19 protein-coding genes are annotated in these 19,695 nt (G+C 53.7%); 9 read left to right on the top strand and 10 right to left on the bottom strand.

Features of this window, described 5'->3' with window-relative positions:
• Positions 1-36: 36 nt before the first annotated feature.
• The 3 genes from ACI1P1_RS19110 to ACI1P1_RS19120 form a co-directional block, all read right to left on the bottom strand.
• A complete protein-coding gene (locus ACI1P1_RS19110; protein WP_416218048.1) occupies positions 37-1,266 on the bottom strand; it encodes a sensor histidine kinase in 1,230 nt (409 codons plus the stop codon).
• On the bottom strand, positions 1,263-1,964 hold the full coding sequence (locus tag ACI1P1_RS19115) for a response regulator transcription factor (protein WP_416218049.1): 702 nt from the start codon (positions 1,962-1,964) through the stop codon (positions 1,263-1,265). Before ACI1P1_RS19115 ends, ACI1P1_RS19110 begins: the two co-directional genes overlap by 4 nt.
• A 94-nt stretch (positions 1,965-2,058) precedes the next feature.
• Positions 2,059-3,657, bottom strand: a complete 1,599-nt coding sequence (locus tag ACI1P1_RS19120) for a DEAD/DEAH box helicase (RefSeq protein WP_416218050.1) — start codon at positions 3,655-3,657, stop codon at positions 2,059-2,061.
• A gap of 449 nt (positions 3,658-4,106) precedes the next feature.
• Here ACI1P1_RS19120 and ACI1P1_RS19125 point away from each other — a divergent pair, with 449 nt between their 5' ends.
• From ACI1P1_RS19125 to ACI1P1_RS19140, 4 genes are all read left to right on the top strand, one after another.
• Positions 4,107-4,646, top strand: a complete 540-nt coding sequence (locus ACI1P1_RS19125) for a DUF4178 domain-containing protein (protein WP_416218051.1) — start codon at positions 4,107-4,109, stop codon at positions 4,644-4,646.
• Between the two features lie 174 nt (positions 4,647-4,820).
• Complete coding sequence (locus tag ACI1P1_RS19130) at positions 4,821-5,627, top strand: YitT family protein (protein WP_416218224.1); 807 nt, start codon at positions 4,821-4,823, stop codon at positions 5,625-5,627.
• Positions 5,628-5,785: 158 nt separating this feature from the next.
• Positions 5,786-5,983: a hypothetical protein gene (locus ACI1P1_RS19135; RefSeq protein ID WP_416218052.1), complete on the top strand. Its 198-nt coding sequence runs from the start codon at positions 5,786-5,788 to the stop codon at positions 5,981-5,983.
• A 157-nt stretch (positions 5,984-6,140) separates the two neighbouring features.
• Entirely contained in the window at positions 6,141-7,316 is a 1,176-nt protein-coding gene (locus tag ACI1P1_RS19140; RefSeq protein ID WP_416218053.1) for a putative glycoside hydrolase, read from the top strand.
• An 80-nt stretch (positions 7,317-7,396) separates the two neighbouring features.
• Here the strand turns inward: ACI1P1_RS19140 and ACI1P1_RS19145 are convergent, their stop codons facing one another.
• Entirely contained in the window at positions 7,397-7,933 is a 537-nt protein-coding gene (locus tag ACI1P1_RS19145) for an NADPH-dependent FMN reductase (RefSeq protein ID WP_416218054.1), read from the bottom strand.
• A gap of 33 nt (positions 7,934-7,966) precedes the next feature.
• Positions 7,967-8,176 (bottom strand): DUF3906 family protein, encoded by a 210-nt coding sequence (locus ACI1P1_RS19150; protein WP_416218055.1) that lies wholly within the window; start codon positions 8,174-8,176, stop codon positions 7,967-7,969.
• Positions 8,177-8,304: 128 nt separating this feature from the next.
• On the opposite strand from ACI1P1_RS19150, the gene ACI1P1_RS19155 reads away from it, so the two are divergent.
• Positions 8,305-9,270 (top strand): D-2-hydroxyacid dehydrogenase, encoded by a 966-nt coding sequence (locus ACI1P1_RS19155; protein WP_416218056.1) that lies wholly within the window; start codon positions 8,305-8,307, stop codon positions 9,268-9,270.
• A gap of 419 nt (positions 9,271-9,689) precedes the next feature.
• Here the strand turns inward: ACI1P1_RS19155 and pfkA are convergent, their stop codons facing one another.
• Genes pfkA through ACI1P1_RS19170 form a run of 3 tightly spaced genes read right to left on the bottom strand, consistent with a single transcriptional unit; the run spans position 9,690 to position 12,359 of the window.
• Positions 9,690-10,658, bottom strand: a complete 969-nt coding sequence (gene pfkA, locus ACI1P1_RS19160; RefSeq protein WP_416218057.1) for a 6-phosphofructokinase — start codon at positions 10,656-10,658, stop codon at positions 9,690-9,692.
• A gap of 20 nt (positions 10,659-10,678) precedes the next feature.
• On the bottom strand, positions 10,679-11,761 hold the full coding sequence (locus ACI1P1_RS19165) for a tetraprenyl-beta-curcumene synthase family protein (protein ID WP_416218058.1): 1,083 nt from the start codon (positions 11,759-11,761) through the stop codon (positions 10,679-10,681).
• Positions 11,742-12,359 carry a hypothetical protein gene (locus ACI1P1_RS19170; protein WP_416218059.1) on the bottom strand — a complete coding sequence of 206 codons (618 nt, stop codon included), beginning with the start codon at positions 12,357-12,359 and terminating at the stop codon, positions 11,742-11,744. The genes ACI1P1_RS19165 and ACI1P1_RS19170 overlap by 20 nt, the downstream gene beginning before the upstream one ends.
• A gap of 258 nt (positions 12,360-12,617) precedes the next feature.
• Between ACI1P1_RS19170 and ACI1P1_RS19175 the strand changes: the two genes are divergently transcribed.
• The 3 genes from ACI1P1_RS19175 to ACI1P1_RS19185 are packed head-to-tail and all read left to right on the top strand — an operon-like array spanning position 12,618 to position 15,680.
• Entirely contained in the window at positions 12,618-13,976 is a 1,359-nt protein-coding gene (locus ACI1P1_RS19175; RefSeq protein WP_416218060.1) for a multi antimicrobial extrusion protein MatE, read from the top strand.
• Between the two features lie 25 nt (positions 13,977-14,001).
• Positions 14,002-15,180 (top strand): MFS transporter, encoded by a 1,179-nt coding sequence (locus ACI1P1_RS19180; RefSeq protein ID WP_416218061.1) that lies wholly within the window; start codon positions 14,002-14,004, stop codon positions 15,178-15,180.
• Positions 15,177-15,680, top strand: coding sequence for a CYTH domain-containing protein (locus ACI1P1_RS19185; RefSeq protein ID WP_416218062.1), 504 nt, complete (start codon positions 15,177-15,179; stop codon positions 15,678-15,680). The genes ACI1P1_RS19180 and ACI1P1_RS19185 overlap by 4 nt, the downstream gene beginning before the upstream one ends.
• A gap of 386 nt (positions 15,681-16,066) precedes the next feature.
• Here the strand turns inward: ACI1P1_RS19185 and ACI1P1_RS19190 are convergent, their stop codons facing one another.
• Complete coding sequence (locus tag ACI1P1_RS19190; RefSeq protein ID WP_416218063.1) at positions 16,067-16,777, bottom strand: class I SAM-dependent methyltransferase; 711 nt, start codon at positions 16,775-16,777, stop codon at positions 16,067-16,069.
• 130 nt (positions 16,778-16,907) lie between these two features.
• On the bottom strand, positions 16,908-18,323 hold the full coding sequence (locus ACI1P1_RS19195; protein WP_416218064.1) for a sensor histidine kinase: 1,416 nt from the start codon (positions 18,321-18,323) through the stop codon (positions 16,908-16,910).
• Between the two features lie 1,014 nt (positions 18,324-19,337).
• Here ACI1P1_RS19195 and ACI1P1_RS19200 point away from each other — a divergent pair.
• Positions 19,338-19,523, top strand: a complete 186-nt coding sequence (locus tag ACI1P1_RS19200) for a hypothetical protein (protein ID WP_416218065.1) — start codon at positions 19,338-19,340, stop codon at positions 19,521-19,523.
• Positions 19,524-19,695: the final 172 nt, after the last annotated feature.

Raw genomic sequence — 19,695 nt, forward strand, 5'->3', positions numbered from 1 at the left:
TTACCAGACGCAGCTTACTATCCGGTGAAGGGAAGCTTACGGATTTGTAAGGAAGCTGACGGTGAAGATGGTTCCCTGCTTCAGGGCGCTTTGGACGCTGATAATTCCCCCTTGTCCTTCAATAATGGCTTTTGCCAGGGGCAACCCCAGACCCAGCCCTTGCCGGCCCGCCGCATGCGTGCTCCGGTAGAAACGTTTGAATATATGGTGGATATCCTCCTGTGCAATGCCCGATCCATGATCCTCTACTGTAAGGCGTACCATGCCGGGATGACGTTCCCACTGAACCAGAATTTCCTTGTCCGGACCGGAATGCTCATGGGCGTTATGGATAATATTCCCCAGCGCCTCCCGTGTCCAGTGCAAATCACACCGGATCTGCTCACTGGAATCCCCGATGATTTTTATCCTGCTGCTCCCTGCTTCGCCCCAAACTCCGCAATACTCCACAGCCTGGGCTACAACCTCCGAAACCTTACAGAGCTGCTTGTCGAAGGTGATGCTTCCTGCATCCAGCCGCGCCATCTTGAGCAGAGCCTGGATCAGCTGCTCCATCCTGCTTAACGCACCTGCCGTTTTTTCCGCAAAGCGGGATACTGTCCCGGGCTGATCCGGTTCGCCGGTTATGATTTCGTTGTACATTTGAAGGGCTGCCAGAGGTGTTTTTAACTGATGGGAGATATCGGAGATGGTTGTTTTGAGGAATTCCTTGGACCGGTACTGGGCCTCCCCTTTGGCTTGCAGAGCAGTGGCAACATGATTAACGGCTCCGAAGAGCTTGTACAGCCCCCCATCGCCATTCCGCGGCAGACGCTCAGAGAAATCCCCCTCCGTAAAACGGCGGATGACTGTGGTGGCACACCCATAGTGCTTCTCCCGCCGCGTCAGATATACCCAGCATGCGGCAGCGAGCAGCAAGGTATAAAGAAGGCAGACTGTAACGGAATAAAAGGCAGTATGGACTGCATAACCTCTCGCCGCGGGAAGAAACCGGACCGCCGTCTGCCGGGAAAGCCCTAGCTGTGTGAGCAGTTCATACCCTTGTCCCTCATGGGTCCGGGAAGTGACAGCGGCAGCGATAATATCGGGCCGCACCCCCTCCTGCAACAAGGCTCCCGCCACTCTGGCATTGTGCTCCAGCAGCAGTTCCCTGGCCGAATGGGCTTGCTCCAGAACGAGCAGCACCGCGGAGATCAGCAGAAGTATGGACAATCCGATAACAACCTGAAAGAAAAGGCGGGATTCCCGGTCTCTCCAAAAGCTCATGGGTGCACCTCATTCCATTGGTACCCGAAGCCGCGCACTGTCGCCAGCCGCTCCGGATGGGACGGATCACGCTCAAGCTTCTCCCGCAAGCGGCGGATATACACCGACAAGGTATTGTCATCCACATAATCCCCCGTACCGTCCCACAGGCTGTCCAAAATCAGATTCCGGGGCAGCACCCGGCCTGTATGACGCACCAGAAGACAAAGCAGACGGTATTCCATCCCCGTCAGTTCCACTGGCTTCCCCTGCAGCATAACACGGCTGCCCAACAAATCGATCCGCAAGCCGCCCGACTCCAAAACCGAATCGGAGCCGTCCAGCCCCAGCTTTCCCGCCCTCCGCAGCAGTGCCCGGATCCGGGAGCAGAGCTCCCCCAGCTTAAAGGGTTTGGTCATATAATCATCCCCGCCTATATCCAGCCCGCGAATTACGTTCACTTCTTCATCCGATGCAGTCAGGAAGATAATAGGGACGGCATTGCCCTGCCGCCTGATCCTCTCGCATACCTCAAAGCCGTTCCCGTCGGGCAAAGCCACATCAAGCAGCAATAAATCATAGGTCCGCTCCGAAAGAAACGCTTCCGCCTCAGCAATGGTATGAGCCACTTCTACGGAAAAGCCGTTTTTCGTGAGAGCATACTGCAGGCCGTCTATAAGGCTTCGGTCATCTTCCAAGAGCAAAATAGTAGGATTCATGCCTGTTCCCCTTATTCGTTTTTGTTACTTCCGCACAAAAAAAGCATACACCATCTTCCCGGATTCGGGAATCGGTGTATGCCTGAAGGTTTTCTTAACGGTTGGCGAAATCTCCCTCACGGTTGGAGCCGGAGGAGCCTTGCGGACGGTCGCCGCGGTCGCTGCGGTTGCCTCTGTAGCCTTCGCCGCTTTTATTGCTGTTATAGGAACGGCCTTCATAACCGCCCTTGCCTTGGGAGGAGGAGCGGTAGCCGCCGCCGGGACGGTCGCCTTGTCTTCCACCGCTGCTGCGGTTGCCGCCGTTATAATAGCCGCTTCCAGTGCCGGGACGGCGTCCCTGAGAACGAATGTCCCCGCCTTGACGGCGCTTCACGCGGATCGGATCCTCCGGTGTAAGCTCGATCGGCACTTCCTTGCGTTCGCCTGCCATCAGCTTAAGGGCGGCGCTCAGGAGAGCTACAGAATCATATTGCTCCAGCAATTGGATAGCCACTGCCTTGAACTCGTGGCTGTCACCGTTCTCCACAACCTCCAGCACCTGTTGGGCCAGAATCCGCTGCTTGCCTTCCATAGCCTCGGCAATGGTGGGCAGCTGGCGCTTGGTGATGCGGTGGCGGGTAACCCGCTCGATCAGGTGCAGGTGATCCATTTCACGGGGAGTAACGAAGGTATAAGATGTGCCTTCCTTGCCTGCACGGCCGGTACGGCCGATCCGGTGCACATAGCTTTCCGGGTCCTGCGGAAGGTCAAAGTTAATAACGTGGGTAACACCGGACACGTCCAGGCCCCGTGCAGCTACGTCGGTGGCAACCAGAATGTCAATGCTGCCATCGCGGAACTTGCGCATCACGTTATCCCGTTGGTTTTGGGACAGGTCGCCATGAAGTCCTTCCGCGGTATATCCGCGCTTCTGAAGAGCCTCGGAAAGTTCATCCACACGGCGCTTGGTGCGTCCGAAGATAATGGCCAGCTCGGGAGCTTCCATATCCACCAGGCGGCAAAGTGCGTCGAACTTGGCTTTTTCCTGAACCTCGATATAGCTTTGTTGGATCAGAGGCGCGCTAACTTGCTTCGGAATAACGGAAACATGCTCCGGGTTCTTCAGGAACTGCTGGGCAAGCTTCTGGATGTTGGGCGGCATGGTTGCGGAGAACAGCATGGTGTGGCGGGTTTCCGGAACCAGGGAAAGGATGCTTTGGATATCCTCCATAAAGCCCATATCCAGCATTTCGTCAGCTTCATCCAGAATAACGGTTTGCACATCATCCAGCTTGATGGTTTTGCGGTTGATATGGTCCAACAGACGTCCCGGTGTGCCGATGATGATTTGGGGACGCTTCTTCAGGGCGCGGATCTGCTTCACAATATCCTGGCCGCCGTAAATCGGCAGAGAGCGGATGCCCTTGAACCGGCCCAGCTTGCTGATTTCTTCCGCTACCTGGATGGCCAATTCGCGGGTGGGACACATAATAAGGGCAACAATGCGGTCTTCGCTGACATCGATCTTGTGGATCAGCGGCAGGCCGAATGCAGCGGTTTTACCGGTACCGGTTTGCGCCTGGCCGATCAGGTCGCGGCCTTCCATGGCCAGAGGAATAGCTTTTTCCTGGATCGGGGTGGCTTCCTCGAAGCCCATCTCCGTAACGGCGCGGACAATTTTTGGCTCCAAGCCAAATTCATTAAATGTTTTCAATACGTTCGATCTCCTTTTTTGCGTGCCGCTTCAACGCTTTCGTTCGTTCAAAGCTCACGTCTTGGTGATTTACCCTTAAGCGCGACTTAGTATAATAATGAAGCAATGGTTTCAATCATGCTTCTTTGGGCAGCGGGGCACATCCCCTCCAAAGCAGCGCATGCAATCAATGCCGAGGATTCAGCGGATATACGGGAAGTATTCCCCCATCCAGGCAGATCTATATGGACTGTTGTCGATGTCATGCCACGGTACGGCACATCCTGGAAACCAAGGAAAATACAGCCGAACTTAAGAATATCTCTAATATTGTAGCATATGTCCGTTCCATTTCGCCACTTTTATGAAAGTCATCATCAATTATTTTCATTTTCGAAACCGGCGCCGCTTTGCCGCGTATAAGGGAGCATCGGATTGAAACGAATTTATAAGAGGAGCGCTGACCTTTCATGTCCATATTCAAACGGATCGGTTCCATCATGCGTAGCAATAAAGAAGTACCCGCAGCCCCAAGCCGCAACCCGTATGAAGATTCACAGGTGGGGGACATTGTCAATGTAGATCTCGAGCAATACGTTGTCACGGGCAAGGTCATTTATTTTGACCGGGGCTACGCCCCCCACCGCTTCGCCTATTATATCCAGAGCGGACGCAAAATTTCCTGCCTGCTCGTGGAGAAGGGCCGCAGCTATGAATGCTTCCTGTGCGACTTTCTGGAAGGCTCTCTGAGTGATCCCCAGGATGTGCCCAACCGTCTGGATATTGACGGCGATTCGGAATTCCAGCTGGACCACCAGCGTACGGACCTCACCCGGGTGGAGGGCAATACAGACTTCCGCAACGGAGACGACCTGATGTTCTGGCGGTATTACGGCATCAGCGGGAACACGGACGAATACTTTTTCCTGCAATGGCAGGACGGGCGCTTTATCGCCATGCGGGGCGAGCAAACATCAGCCGCACAAGTTAAATTTATGAGCAGCCGTTAATGATAGCATGATTTTGGCGATTCCGGCAAGCCGCATCTGCGGATGTGCCGGATTTTTGCATACCTATTTTTGCGTATGCGCCCCCAATCCACTATACTGGCAGTACAAGATGCAGATTTGAGGAGGCATTCGCATTTGACACGCAGCTTTTGGATCAAGAATATTTCGGATGTGATGATTTCGGTAGCCGGAGCGGCTTTGGTGGCTGCCGGCTTCAATTTGTTTCTCATTCCCCACGGCTTGCTCAGCGGCGGGATTTCGGGCATTGCCATGATCGTCGGTTATGTGACCTCATGGAACATCAGCCTGCTCTACCTTTTGTTTAATTTGCCAGTCATTCTATGGGGCATGATGGTTTTGGGGAAACGCTTCATTACCCTAAGTGTCATCAGCGTTGCGGGCACCGTCTGGTTAATGCAGCTGATCCCGGAGCTATCGGTTACTCAGGACCCGATTATCGCAGCAATCTTCGGCGGAGTTGTGGTAGCGGCAGGTACGGGAATCTGCTTGCGCATCGGCGGTTCAACCGGGGGCTTCGACATCGTAGGCTCCATTATCACCATGAAGAGCGATTTCCCTCTGGGGATGCTGCTTTTTGCACTGAATGGCTTTGTTATTATTGCATTGGCCTATGTACAGGGAGAATGGACTGCCGCCCTGCGCTCTATGCTTTGCATCTACATAACAGGCAAGGTCGTGGACACGATCCATATCCGCCACGTGAAGGTCACCCTGTTTATTATCACCAAAAACAAGGACGCCCTTCTGGAGAAAATGCTCCTGCATCCCCGCGGCGTTACACTGATGAAGGTGGAAGGCGCCTTCTCCCATCATGAAAGCGACATGCTGATGACGGTCACCACTCGCTATGAACTGGGCGAGCTGCGCAAGCTGATCCGCGAAACCGATCCCCACGCCTTCGTCAATATTGTGGAAACGGTTGGTGTGCTGGGTCAATTCCGGCGGGGCAAGGACGCCTGACAGCTTCCCTATCTTTATAAACGGATGGAAATCCACGAGAAACGGATGTACAATCCCGGCTCTTGTGGTATAATGGGTTGTAATTTCATATCTGTTCTGGTATTACGAGAGTGATCGTGCACCTTCTATTCCTATCGCAATTACAACGATAAGGGAGGATGATTCACGTGGAAACCGTCAAATTATCCAGGATCGTAATGAAATTAACGCCCGAGCTCCATACCTTTCTTAAACCGGGTGAACTGGATTCCGACATCGTGCTGATGCATGGAATCGACGCGCTTTTGGAAGAAGATGCCATTGAAATTATTCAGTTCAGCATATCCGAGCATCAGAAGAACAACTATCTACAATAGATTTCACAAAAGAGCCCCGTGCATTTGGGGGCTTTTGTTATTTTTTGACAGCAGCAACCGGCAGATTTCCACAAATTCCGTCCATTTGCCCTGTACGGCTTTTGAAGCTGTGGCTTATAATAAAGCTACAAAGAAAAGAGACAGGGAGAGGTTCATAATGGAATTGCTTATTGCCGCCATGCTGATGCTATGGGGAAATGTGACGGATGGGAATCCGGGAGTGACCCTTGACCAAATCGCCCAGATTGCAGAGCTGCCGCCGGCTGCTATTGTGGTCCAGCCGGACGGAACCAAGTCCGTGGACCCGCTGGTTCCCGCAGGCAAAGCCGATCCGCAGGCGGGAAGCGCCCCCACCGTTAAAGGGGTTTATGCCACTGCTCACAGTGCAGGCGGGGCAAGGCTCGAAACGCTCTTGAAGCTAATGGATGAAACCGAGCTGAATGCTCTGGTGGTGGATGTGAAGGATGATTTCGGCTACATCACCTACAAAACGGGGAATGCCGAGCTGGAAGCCATGGAAACTACGAAGAAGATCATCACCGACATGCCTGCCTTGATGAACAAGCTGAATGAGCATAAGGTTTATCCCATTGCCCGGATTGTAGTGTTCAAGGATACGGTGCTGGCCAAAAAGAAGCCGGAGCTGTCCTTCCTGAACCCGGACGGCACTCTGTGGAACAACGGCAAGGCCTCGGCGGACAGCTTCGTGAATCCCTACAGCAAAGAAGTATGGGATTACAACATAACCGTCGCCAAGGAAGCGGTGAAGGCGGGCTTTAAGGAAATCCAGTTCGACTATGTCCGTTTCCCCGAAGGCTTCGAAACCCGTGCGGATAAGCTGCAGTATACCAAGGATGAACGGTCCAGGGTGGATGCGGTCACGTCCTTCGTGAAATATGCCCGTGAGCAGCTTGCCCCTTTGGGGGTCCGAACCTCCGTGGATATCTTCGGCTACGCGGCATCGGTTCCGGCAGCTGAGGGCATCGGCCAGGATTTCATCAAGATCGCCCAGAATACCGATGTGCTTAGCCCCATGATATACCCCAGCCACTACAGCACAGGCTGGTTCGGCCAGAAGGTGCCCGATGCGGCACCGTACGCAACCATCAACGGGGCTTCCGTAGACACCAACAAGAAGCTGGAACCGCTTGAGACGCTGAAGCCCATTATCCGGCCGTGGATTCAGGATTTCACCGCATCCTGGGTGCAAGGCTACATCAAGTACGGCAAACATGAGGTGGAGGAGCAGATCCGGGCCTTAAAGGACAACGGCGTGGAGGAATTCCTGCTCTGGAATGCAGTTAATACCTATACCGCGGGAGTGGCGTATTAGCATAACCGCTGCACCGCAAAGAAAAAGCCCGGGAAGATGCAAATTTCGCATCCCTGGGCTTTTTGGCGCACGTGCACCGTTCACTTTCGCAGCTGTTCAGCCAGCTTCAAAAAATAATCCGTCGCCTGGCTGATTTTCGCCCGGACCCGCGGCTCCGTAAAATCCCCGGCCGGGTCTGTTTCCCGTTCTGAGCTGCCAATGGAGATCCATTCCGGCGAGTTGATGCCATGCAGGTTCCGTACAATCGCCTGCAGCTGGTTTAAGGCGCCGAAGGCCGCCACTCCACCAGAGCAGGCTGCGGACAGGACAGGTTTGCCGTCAACATGCTCATGAACCAAATAATCCAGAGCATTCTTCAGCACGCCCGAGATGGTGCCGTGATACTCCGGGCTGACCAGCACGATGCCGTGGGCCAGGTATACACCCTTCACCAGTTCCTCCACCGCCGGATGCGCGCTGTAATCCTCATCAGGATCAAACATGGGCAGCGGCTTGGCATGCAAGTCGAACAGGGACACCTCATGCCCCTTTTCTGTGATCCGCCCGGCAATCGCCTTGGCAAGCATTCTGCTGGAGCCGGTCTTGCGGTTGCTGCCGGCCAACACAAGGATCTTCATGGCCTCTCTCCTCCTCCCGTGAAGGCGGGCAATCTAGAATTCCCCGGTCTCAATCACATAGCCGCTGCCCTTTTCCACCCGTTTTTTCTCCACAATGACGGTTTCCAGAACCTCCGGTTTTTTGATAAAATGCCGGACCAGATGGCCCTCCGCATAACCGAAGGCCGCCTCATCGGAGTCCGCCAGGACAATCAGGCATACATTCATTCCGGTTAATTTGATTTCCAGCTTATACAGAAACATCGGTCATTTCCCGCCTTTCGGGGTAAAGATTCAGATAGCATTAGCATCTCGGATGCTTTATCCGGGTAAACTTGAGTTTTATCTTACCAGAAATCGCGTTATGATGAAAAGAAAAGGGGGAATTCGCTTTGAAAATCATCGTTTATGCGCCAAAGAACGCGGACACCCTGCTGACACTCCTGGAAGAAGGCCTTCCCGAGGGGCTCACCCTTGTCCACTGCCGAAGCCGGGAGGAAGTTTCAGCCCTGGCTGCGGATGCCGTAGGTTTTATTGCCGCGGGCGGCGGAATGCCCGATTCCGCTATGCTGGAGGAGCTGCCACGGCTGGCCTGGGTACAAATTCTATCCGCCGGAGCGGATAAGCTGCCCCTGGAGGAGCTGCACCGGCGGGGAATCCGCTTGACCAACGCCAAGGGTGTCCACCAGATTCAGATGAGTGAGTTTGCCCTGCTGCAGATGCTCCAATGGGCCAGACGGGCGGATCTGCATTTCTCCAATCAGCTGGACAAAAGATGGGGCCGGCGGGTCCCCTCGGGAGAGCTCCACGGCCAAACCGTCGGTATTCTGGGCACCGGCAGCATCGGCCAGGCCATTGCCGCCAAGGCGCAGGCCTTCGGCATGCGTACCCTGGGATATAATACCAGCGGCCGTCCCGAGCTTCATTTTGACGGGGTGTTTCATGGAGCGGACGGGCTGTTAACTGTACTTGGGGAAAGCGACTATGTGGTAGTAATTGTCCCCTCCACCCCGGATACCCAGGGTCTGATCGGACAAGAGCAGCTGCACGCCATGAAACCCTCCGCATGCCTGATTAATCTGGCCAGAGGGACAGTGGTCTCCGAGCCGGAGCTGATTGCCGCTCTCCAGAACGGCATCATTGCCGGAGCGGCCCTGGATGTGTTCGAGGAGGAGCCGCTTCCTCCGGAATCTCCCTTATGGGAGCTGCCCAATGTGTTGATCACGCCCCATGTGGCCGGAGCCAGCCCCCATTATAACGAACGGGCAGCCGGAATTGTCCGGGAGAATCTGCGGAGGCTGGCGGAGGACCCGGATGGGCCTCTTCACAATGAAATGGATTTGAGCCAGGGGTATTAATCAGCCTTTAGTCCGAGGTACGGCCGGGCGGGCTGAGCTGGTTGAGCTGGCTAGGCCGCTGCGTAACGGGACTCAACGACTCTTAAAGGCTATAAATCGGCCGTTTAGAATTCTAACGGAACTGGCGGAGCCTTAGCGGGATGGTGGGCAGCGATAAAGCCGCTTTTTCCCCTGTAAGTGTCTCTCCGTTCCGTTACGCCGGAAAAAACGCTTAAATTTGCCTCTAAGCGTCTCGTAGTTCCGTTAGAGCCTGTAACAGTTAATCTTGCCGCCGTTGCATAGCGTAAGTAACCCCCCCTGCCGACGCAATAAATCCGGAACGCCGCCCAGCCCGGGACGGCGTTTTTGGGCATGAAAAAAACCCCGATCATCCGGAGCATTCGCGCCGTCTTAACCAGGGATTGTTGATGTTGATCCGATTATTGGGAAAGACGCAAGGCCAGCTCGTACATGTCCATGTTGAATTCCTTCTTGGTGGTAATGACCTTGTGGATGTCTGTTGCCACCAGTTGGCCGTTAATCACGCCGCAGCCCTTGCCGGAGTCGCCTGCAATCAGCTGGCGTACGGCGAAGTCGCCCAATTGGCTGGCGAGAATCCGGTCCTTGTGGGTCGGTGTGCCGCCCCGCTGAATATGGCCCAGCACGGTAAGGCGGGCATCGATGTTCACACGGGAGGTAATGGACTTGGCAATCTCCTCGCCGCTGCCTACTCCCTCCGCCACAACCACGATGGAGTGACGTTTGCCGTTAACGAAGTTTTCCTTCATCCGGTCAGCAACATCTTCCACGTTGAAGGGAACTTCCGGGATCAGGATACTTTCCGCACCACTGGCAAGACCTGCATGAAGGGCAATGTCACCACAATGGCGGCCCATCACCTCAACGATGGAGGCCCGCTCGTGGGAGGACATGGTATCCCGCAGCTTGTTGATGGCGTCCACGACAATGCCCACGGCGGTATCGAAGCCGATGGTATAGTCGGTGTAGGAAATATCATTGTCAATGGTGCCGGGCAGGCCCATTGTCTTGATGCCCAGTTGAGCCAGCTTGTCTGCACCTTGATAGGAGCCGTCGCCGCCGATCACAACCAGACCATCAATGTCCCGCTTGCGCAGATTGTCCGCGGCGGTCTTCTGACCCTCCAGCGTCATCATTTCCTTGCAGCGGGCAGTCTGGAGAATGGTGCCGCCCCGCTGGATAATGTCACCCACGCTGCGCAGGTCCATTTTGCGGATATCATCATGAATAAGTCCATAATAGCCACGCTGCACCGCGTACACGTCCAGCCCATAATAAATAGCGCTGCGTACCACCGCGCGGACCGCTGCATTCATCCCTTGGGAGTCGCCTCCGCTGGTAAGCACTGCAATTGATTTGACTTCACTCATAAGTAGTAGCCTCCTTAAGATTAATTCAATGAAGAGAACCGAATCCAAACACTGTTCACCCAGAAAAACAGGCGTGTCATCGGGCTGTTCCGCATGAGCCGGCGTTTGATTTTGACCACATCGGCCTGGGTCTTGACCTTGGGATCGGACAGATACAGGGCGATGAGGCCCTCAATGACCAGACGGTGAAATTTAGGGGCGGCCAGGCCGTCCGCTTTGGTCCGGGCAGAGTCCACAACCATGGACATTCTGTCCAGCGCTTCCCCCTGGCTGTAATAATTGCAGAAATTCAAGTCGCCCCCCTGCCGGTCCTCCTCCTGGTCGATGAGGTAGTCCAGCAGAATATGCAAACCGCATATGTATGGAAAATAAGCTTCCCGGACGGCGGTTACCTCCGCTTGCTCCAGGCTGGGATCGGAAGCGGCCAGAAACAGCATAAACATACCCAGAGTGGACCCGGTGGCGGCGGCAAACTCATTCCACCGCAGAGCCGGATACCGCTCTCGGTGCAACTCCCACCAGCGGAGCAGCTCCCCTTCCCGGAGGTCCTTGCGGATATGCTTGTATACCTGGAGATCGCAATAATACGAAACCAGTTCCCGGACCTGAGCCTCCACCAGTGCATAGGAGGGCAGCATCAGGATGCAGCTTTGGCAGGTGCGCACCAGCTTCTCCAGATAACCTCCGTCTTCCTTTTCCTGGCGGAAAGCGTAGTAATCGTTTACAGGCGAGGCAGGGTCAACAGCATCCAGCATGGCTTGATGAAGCATCCGGAAATCCTGGGGGTCCAGGGAGGTGCTGCGGTCGCACAGGTTATCGAGATAGTCGCTGATGGTCTGAAGCGCCACGACCAGCGGAATAAGCACATGCCGGGCATTCACATGGGCCGCCGCATAGATGGAGCCGCCGATGCAGTGAAACTCCTTGTCCCGCATGCTGGCCAGCGCCTGCTTCCGCAGCTCCGGATCCGGCATACGCTCCGCCTGCTCCCGCCACTGCGCCAGCTGTCCTTTAACCTCGGGCAGCACATAGCGGTATACCCGCCGCATCATGGCGAAGGGGCCCTCCGGATATTCAAATGTATTATCGGTTAAATGGCTCAATGGTCTGTCCCCCACAGGCATTGCGGTAGGAATACTCCAGCAGCGTGATGATCTCCTGCTTCTGCAGTGCCGTAAGAATTTTCTCGAGTTTGGTTTCGTAGCCGGTGGTAACCGTACCCTGGACTAAATCCACGAACAGGATCGGATCCCAGGTGCGTTGGACGTACAGCTGATGCAATCCTACCCGCAGCTCATGGCTTGTGGCATATTCCCAATCGCCGTCATAGACGATATCCTCCTTGATAAACTGGAGGCGGCTGAAGATGGGATGTTTACCCGCCTTCTCGAACCAATATTTCGAATTGTCATAATCGCCCTCCATACGGTGCATCAAACCATGCCAATAGCATCCGGTGGTATTCAGGATATCCTGGCTGAGCACGTGGGAACGGTGCAAACTTTCATTCCACAGGTGAAGTCCGGCTTTGACTGCCATTCCATAGGCGAGGTCGAATTGGGAGCGGTCCTCTGCGAGACTGGATGTCACCAGATCCATGATCTCCTGATCCAGCTCCTCGTTCCAAACACCCGTTGGGAACAATCCCGGATCGTGGTCGCGCAAACGTTCCACCAATACGGTGAACGCCGGTCCCCTCATTATTCCTTCCTCCATTTCCAATGCCAATTTCGATTATACCGTAAAGCCGGGCTTTCCCAAAGAACAAATCCCGAACTTTATGTGGCTCTCGTGAAATTTTTCGCAAACTCGACTTGTCATCATCATTGCTTGCATTATATTTTATCTCCTACCCACAGTCAATCGTGTTATACTAGGGTAATGTTTGCAAACACCGGGGGTAAGCAAATCGCACCGGAGTTTCAATCCGACCATCATGTGAGACAGGAGTATGTATTCATGCATTCACAAGGAACCGGACAGCTCCCGCCTGAAAAATCGGGAGTCCGCCTCTCCCAAATGTTCGCTTTTTTTATTCCCTTAAGTCTATCGGCAAGCCTCGTCACCATCTCCCACGTTATTATCAACGGAACGTTGACCAGGGCCCCCAACCCGGAGGAGATCATCGCAAGCTACGCGGTGGCTATGAGTCTCCTGGGGATTACCGAGAAACCAGCTATTCTTCTGCGCCAAACCTGCTCCGCCCTTGTGCGCGACCGGATCTCCTTCCGGGCCGTGGCACGAGTGGCTTTCTATTTATTGGCGGCTATCTTCACCTTCGGCGTCCTTGTATCCTATACCGCTCTGGGTGACCTGATCTTCGGCACCCTGTTCGGGGCGAAGGGCGAAGAAGTGGAGCCGATTATGCATGTGTACCGGGTCGTGATGTTCGTCAGCATCTTCTCCGGCATCCGCTGTTTGTTCCACGGCATCATCATCTTTAATAAACGCACCTTCTGGCTGACCATCGGGATGGTGATCCGTCTGCTGGGCATGTACGCCTTATCCCAATATTACATTGCCAGAGGTGTGGACAGCAGCCAGGTGGGAGCAGTCATTTTCCTGACCGGTATGATTATTGAAGCGGCTGTGGCTTTTTTCGAAGGCTCCCGTTTGTACCGGCGGACCCTCCCTGAGAAGGTGGAGAATCATCCTTACGAACGCCCCAGCCAGATCTTTTCCTTTTATCGCCCGCTGCTTTATTCTTCGTTAATCGCGGTTATCATCAGCCCTGCTATCAATATCGCTCTGGGCAAAACCCCGGATGCGGCGCGCTCCATTGCAGCCTTTGCGCTGGCGGGGAGCGTCTGCCAGCTGGTGCTGAGCATGTTCTCCTATTTGCACCAGATCGTGCTCAACTTTTACCGCACCGATCCGCTGCAGGTGAAACGCTTCACTCTGCTGCTGGCTTTTATGCCCGGCCTTTTACTGGCGCTCCTGAGCTTTACCCCTGCCGGCGCCTGGGTGATGACCCATCCCTTGGGGGCCAAGGAGCTGCTGCTGGAGGAGAGCCTCCGGGCGCTGCGCATCTTTGTGATTATGACCGTTGCTTTTACCTGGCTGGACGTGGCCAACGGCCTTCTGATGTTGAAGGGACAGACGAAGATTATGGTCTGGTCCCAAGCCGCCAATGTGTCCGTTGTGCTGCTTACTCTTGTGATCTGTCTGACAGCCGCCCCGGGCCTGAACAGCCGGGTTGGGGCGTTGGCCCAATCTCTGGGAGTAGCCGCCGAGCTTATCTTTGTGCTGTGGGCGCTGCGCTCCGCCCTCCGGGGAGAAAAGTCCGCAGCACCGCCCGGGAAATCCCTGCCGGGTTGAATACCGAACGAAAGAAGGACAGATCTTGAAGAAGCAAGAAGCCGTTATCAATTCCTTTTCGTTTTCCTTTTTTATGACCATGGCCCTGGTGGTCTCTTTTTTCCCGCTGTATTATGATTCCCTCGGCTACAGCAAGCTGCAGATCGGCGCCCTGTACTCCATCGGCCCGGCGGTAGGCATTATATCCAATCTGTTCTGGGGCCTGATCAGCGACCGGTTCCAAACTCTCAAAAAAACCATCATTGTCATTTTGTTCGGCCAGTTGGCCATGGTCCTGCTCCTGTTCAGCACCGACGTATACTCCGTGCTGTTCGTCATTGTCACCGGTTTTTACTTCTTTCAGACCCCGCTGAACGGGCTGAATGACAGTCAGATTCTTCTGTACACCCGGGTGAGCGGCAAAAGCTACGCCTTTTTCCGCATGTGGGGCTCCTTGGGATTCGCCTTTGCGGCCGTGATGGTGGGACTGGTATTGAACAAGCTGGGTGTTGGGGTCATCAGCATCCTGGCCGTCTGCAGCGTCACGCTGTCGCTGTGCCTCGCCTTTCTGTTGAAGGACAGCCGGGCAGGCATGAAGAAAATGGATCTCTCCGGGGTTGTGAAGGTTATTTTCAACCGGAAGCTGTTGTTGTTCCTGGGGCTTATCTTCTTCATGTCCATCGCCCATCGGGCCAACGACGGTTTCCTGTCCACCTATCTAAAGGACCTTGGCGGCAAAAACCTGGTGGGCATCGCATGGATGACCTCGGCCTTGAGTGAAGTGCCGGTGTTCTTCTATCTGAACAAACACGGGCACAAATATAAGGAGCTGCCGCTTCTGGCCGTAGCGTGCAGCGTTTACGTGGTCCGCTTCCTCCTGATGAGCCTGGTCAACGGTCCGGGCTGGATCATTCCGCTGCAGTCCCTGCACAGCCTGTCCTTCGGTATCTTCCTGGTGACCGCCCTGCGTTACCTGCAGCAGCTGGTGCCGGATGAATACCGGGCCACCGGCCAGGCGGTATTCAATATGACCTGGAGCGGCTTCTCCGGGCTGGTCAGCGGCTTCGTAGGCGGCCGGGTGTACGATGCCTGGGGCGGGGCCATCCTATATAGAGTTGCGGCTGTCTCCGCATTTATTGCTTTTGTCGGCTTTTTGGTGACCCATCTGTATACACGCAATAAGGAAGGGCAAATGGATACGATGATGAAAGGGGCATCCCGATGAACCAGGAAATTGAACGCAAGTTTTTTCTGTCCGCGTATCCGCAAGGGTTATTGGACAGCGGTGAGCTGAAGCTGGCGGGACGGGAGGTCATTGAGCAGACCTATCTGGCCTTGACCGAAACGGAGGAAATCCGCATCCGCCGGCTCGCTCCCGCTGATGGCGGGACGGCCCATTACACCCATACGTACAAACGCGGCCACGGCCTCTCCCGCGGCGAAGCAGAGTATGACATCAGTGAGGAGATTTACAAGCAGCTGCTGGAGGGCTCCGGACGTCTCCCTCTGATCAAAACCCGCACCAAGGTCCTGGACACTTCAGGCAGGTTGTTCGAAATCGACGATTACCACCAGTTTAATCTTCAAACGGTGGAGGCGGAGTTCGCTTCGGTAGAGGAAGCGGAAGGGTTTGTTGCGCCGGTGTGGTTCGGCGAGGAAGTCGGCAGCCAGCAGGAATACCGGAACAAAACCCTGTGGCGGGAAGTCCAGGGGATCGGGGACTAAGGGGCTGCCATCGGGCAGGCAGACGCCGGGGCGGAGCTTGAACGCCGCCAGGCTGGCACTCGCGGGTGGTGGGCTATTGCTTCCCGTATGCCCAATGTAAGCGCCAAACAATGTACGCTATTCACTGTTTTCAACTGAATTATCGGTCCATTTTCGCCAATAGCGTACATTTTAGGTTTGCTGTTTGGCAAAAATGCAGCCCTTTTCCGGAATAGCATACATTTGCTGTTCGCTATCATTCTGCCATAGCTCCCTTTCCTAACACTCCCCCTTCTCCAGCAATATACAAAGCCGCTCCACGCTTAAAAGGACCTTCCAAACCGCACATTTGCGGAAGGAAGGTCCCTTTCTTTTACACAAACCTGATTACTTTAGCATGTACCGCTTCACCAGGGCTTGCGGATCACCAATAGCTGGTGCGAACCCGGTATAAAAGAAAGCGAGGACACCTCCAGTGCCGGTGACAGCCCATGGCCTTCCAGGACAGCCATCAGCTCCTCCAGTCCCGTAAACGGGTCCCACTTAAAATCCAGCAGCGGGTAAATCCTGACCTCGCCTCCGGGCCGGACCACCCGGGCCAGCTCCAGAACCGCCTCCCGGTGGAAGTCCTCCCCGAACTGTTCCCCATACAAAAACAGAAAGTGACTGCACAGCACCCGGTCGAAGCTTTCATCGGCAAAGGGCAGCCGCGGCAGGGCAGCGGATACATAGGCCTCCGTTCCGTACAAACGCCCGTAATCCTCCAGAAACAGCTCCAGAGACTGGCGGCGGAGGGTTTCATGCTGTGAAGCCGAGCCATAATAGCTCCAGGTATAAACATGCTGCAGCTCTGCCAGCTTGGCGGAGGCCTCTTCCAGCTCCTGCAAGCCGCGCCGGGCCATCGCCTCCGGCTCCAAGCTATAAAGCGGATCGGCGGATACCGCCTGAATCCCCAGCTTGCGGGCAGCAGCCGCGAAGGATGATGCTCCTGCAGCCACATCCAGCACCCTTTCCCCCGGCTCAAAACCGCATGAAAACATACGTCCATACTCCTCAAAGCTCCGGCAGGTCATGGCGACCCCGGCTTGAGGATACCGTTCCTTCTGCTCTCCACTCATCTTCTGCTCAGCTCTCCTTGTCTGTCCGCCCCTTTTGCCTCGGGGCCTGGCAGCACCCGGCCTGTGCCGGAAGCTGCTTCCATTTTACTATAAGACAGCAGCAGGCGGAAGATCCTATTTGTTGGGACTATCACACGCTTTTGCGGCTCGCCTCTTGCTCCTGCTCCTGCAAAGGAATGGAAATAACCATTTGGGTACCCGGACGGGGGAGATCAACCATTTTCAGCGAACCCTGCATCAGCAAAATACGTCCTTTCATTTGTTCCATTCCAATCCCGGACCCGCCGATTTCCCGCGATCCCGGTTCCATAGGCCGGATGCCAATACCGTCGTCCTCGTAGATGAGTTGGAAGTGCTGGGACGTAGAAGTCAACCGGAAGCTCACTTTGGAGGCTTGCGAATGTTTTTTGGCATTGTTCAGCAGCTCCTGGACAATCCGCAGCAGATGCCGTTTGGTGGTCAAGGACTCCTGCTCTACCCGTCCCGCTCCACTCTCCGGTTCAAAATGGATATGGAACGCAGCTACATACGCTTCCTTCTCCAGATATTGCCGCAGCGTGCCAATCAGCCCGATCTCACGGAGCAGATGGGGATTCAGCTCAAAGCAGCTTTGGCGCAGGCTGGCGTTAATCAGATCGACAAACTTGAGGATATTGTCCAGATGCTCCTTATCCTCCCGGTTCATTACATACTTGTCCATTAAACCGGAAAACCGCCGTTTTAAGAAAAATAAATCCTGCATCGTCGTATCATGCAAATCCGAAGCAATCCGGATACGTTCTTCCTCCTGCAATTCAAACATGACCTTGCGGAACCATTGAAACTCCACCGCCGACGTATCATCGCTGAATCGGGAGGACAGGTCCTGCAGCTTGGCGGTCAAAGTCCGGATTAGATGCACATTCTCCAGACTGACCTCCAGATAAGAGGTAATCAAGCCCAGCCATTGCTGTTCCTCCCGGCTCAAGAGAACATTGGTGCGTTTGCGGGTCATCACCAGATAGTTTGTAGACTCCTCCGTCCGGCTGATCTCCATGCACGTATAACGTTCACTTTCGCTCCACTCTTTTTGGGCCAGAATCGCCTTGATCTCCTCTTCATTCACCTCTCCTGCCGAAATGGTTTCCACACTATCCGGGTATTGGCAAACAATGGAACCACCTTGAACATCCAGGGTCTGGACGATATCCGCCAGAAAAATATCCTTCATTTCCCGCATGGTGGATACCGTACTCAGATTCCGGGATATCTTTTTGAGCGAATTATTGAGCATGGCCTTCCTCGGGAAGAAAATCGGCTCCAGCCGGGTTGTCAGGTATTCGGTGGAATATAGCATCAAGGCCAAAGCCAGCAGGCAACTGAAAAAAACAAATACAATCATCTGGTTGGTTGCAGTCTCCTGGAAAAAGGCCATAAATAGACCGGTGACAATCGAGGCAGGCACCAGAGCCAACAAACAGCCAAACAAGAACCGCCGGAAGACCAGACCGATATCGTAAAGCTGGTCGGACGCGATCAAATAGGCAAAGGAAGCGGGAAAGAGCAACAGGAATCCACTGGTGTAAACAGCGTCAACAATAGAACTTCCCGTTACGATCATCGGTGCGAAAGAAAGGCTGACAATGGGCAAAAAAGAAACAAACAGGGCATACCAAATCGATTTAATAATGGATGCTAAATAGGATCTATTTCTTCCATGTTTAAAGTAAAAGAACACCAAAAAGGCCAAGTTGTAAAATACGGTGATTACGAATAATCCAAGAGATGCCGTAGGCGCTATATCGTGAACGAATGAAGTCCATTTGTTGGAGAACAGATAGGGCAATCTGAATAAAAATTCTGCAAATGCAATGGAATAGAAAAATATTAACATTTTTTTGGAAAGAGTGATATTGGCTTTTTCCTTGAAGAAAACAATTAAGAAGTGAAAAAACAGAATCGGCAGTATGGACAGGGATGTTTCGATGCTGATTTTAGCTAAGCCCTCTCCCCTGATGGATGCCCCCTGGCTCATATAAGTAACAGCACCGGACAAAAACACGATAGCAAGAAGAGCAGCTGAAGGTGAGTTGGGTATGCGGATAAATATTATTCCTGCTAACAACAAGCAGACTAGACTTTCAATAATAGAGGTAGCATCATACAGTGTCATACCTTGATTCTCAAAAGAGATCAGAATAACTTCTTGCCCTCGTAATACCTCTACATTCTTATGGTCGGCAAGACTGCCCCAATTCCGAAGCGCCTGGTTTTCACCGGGTAATGTATTGTCTAATGAAAGAATTTCATCACCGACTCGAAGACTGTGCTGCCCGATCCCTTTTGTGGAAAGTTCTGTGACCATCCATTTTTGTAAATCATTTTGTTCTACTGTTACACCTAAATATGGTTTGCTGACCGTCACAAGCGCCAGCCATCCCATTAATATAAAAAGAGCAGACAGGATAACGTAATTTTTTGTATTTTTCAGCTTCATTCATCTCATCCCCTGTTTCAAAATCCGCTATTTTTTGATAATCTAAATGAAGGACTATATACCTTTACAGAGGAGTTGTTGTGGATGCAATCTATTACTGTTACACCCAGTTTGGCCAAGGCTGTCCGCAATTCGCAAAAATGTGGTTTAGCGACTCGTGCAAATGATATGCCGGTAACTCCAGCGGAAAAGAAACAAATTTCGAAAGTATTCTACAATCATACTCTCATTACAAATGAATACGAAACTGCAGGCGACAATTGGTCCTAGCCCCCCACTTGATTTTACCAAGCGTTGAAGGAAATGTCTATCGACCAATTTGCGGCTCTCCTCGTGCTTTTTGGGGAGAGTCCTGCAGCAGATTTTTTAGGCCGTTAGTATTATATTACTTTTCTCTCCTCATAGAAACCCGCAAGCTTTAATTCGGCGCTATACCACCCCA

Origin of the sequence: Paenibacillus mesotrionivorans (assembly GCF_046098205.1) — a bacterium.
Classification (GTDB): domain Bacteria; phylum Bacillota; class Bacilli; order Paenibacillales; family NBRC-103111; genus Paenibacillus_AR; species Paenibacillus_AR mesotrionivorans.

What these genes read in the sequence shown, in the direction of transcription:
- ACI1P1_RS19110 (WP_416218048.1), bottom strand. Translation starts at nt 1,266, where the DNA reads ATGAGCTTTTGGAGAGACCGGGAATCCCGCCTTTTCTTTCAGGTTGTT.
- ACI1P1_RS19115 (WP_416218049.1), bottom strand. Translation starts at nt 1,964, where the DNA reads ATGAATCCTACTATTTTGCTCTTGGAAGATGACCGAAGCCTTATAGAC.
- ACI1P1_RS19125 (WP_416218051.1), top strand. Translation starts at nt 4,107, where the DNA reads ATGTCCATATTCAAACGGATCGGTTCCATCATGCGTAGCAATAAAGAA.
- ACI1P1_RS19130 (WP_416218224.1), top strand. Translation starts at nt 4,821, where the DNA reads ATGATTTCGGTAGCCGGAGCGGCTTTGGTGGCTGCCGGCTTCAATTTG.
- ACI1P1_RS19135 (WP_416218052.1), top strand. Translation starts at nt 5,786, where the DNA reads ATGATTCACGTGGAAACCGTCAAATTATCCAGGATCGTAATGAAATTA.
- ACI1P1_RS19140 (WP_416218053.1), top strand. Translation starts at nt 6,141, where the DNA reads ATGGAATTGCTTATTGCCGCCATGCTGATGCTATGGGGAAATGTGACG.
- ACI1P1_RS19145 (WP_416218054.1), bottom strand. Translation starts at nt 7,933, where the DNA reads ATGAAGATCCTTGTGTTGGCCGGCAGCAACCGCAAGACCGGCTCCAGC.
- ACI1P1_RS19150 (WP_416218055.1), bottom strand. Translation starts at nt 8,176, where the DNA reads ATGTTTCTGTATAAGCTGGAAATCAAATTAACCGGAATGAATGTATGC.
- pfkA (WP_416218057.1), bottom strand. Translation starts at nt 10,658, where the DNA reads ATGAGTGAAGTCAAATCAATTGCAGTGCTTACCAGCGGAGGCGACTCC.
- ACI1P1_RS19170 (WP_416218059.1), bottom strand. Translation starts at nt 12,359, where the DNA reads ATGAGGGGACCGGCGTTCACCGTATTGGTGGAACGTTTGCGCGACCAC.
- ACI1P1_RS19175 (WP_416218060.1), top strand. Translation starts at nt 12,618, where the DNA reads ATGCATTCACAAGGAACCGGACAGCTCCCGCCTGAAAAATCGGGAGTC.
- ACI1P1_RS19185 (WP_416218062.1), top strand. Translation starts at nt 15,177, where the DNA reads ATGAACCAGGAAATTGAACGCAAGTTTTTTCTGTCCGCGTATCCGCAA.
- ACI1P1_RS19190 (WP_416218063.1), bottom strand. Translation starts at nt 16,777, where the DNA reads ATGAGTGGAGAGCAGAAGGAACGGTATCCTCAAGCCGGGGTCGCCATG.
- ACI1P1_RS19200 (WP_416218065.1), top strand. Translation starts at nt 19,338, where the DNA reads ATGCAATCTATTACTGTTACACCCAGTTTGGCCAAGGCTGTCCGCAAT.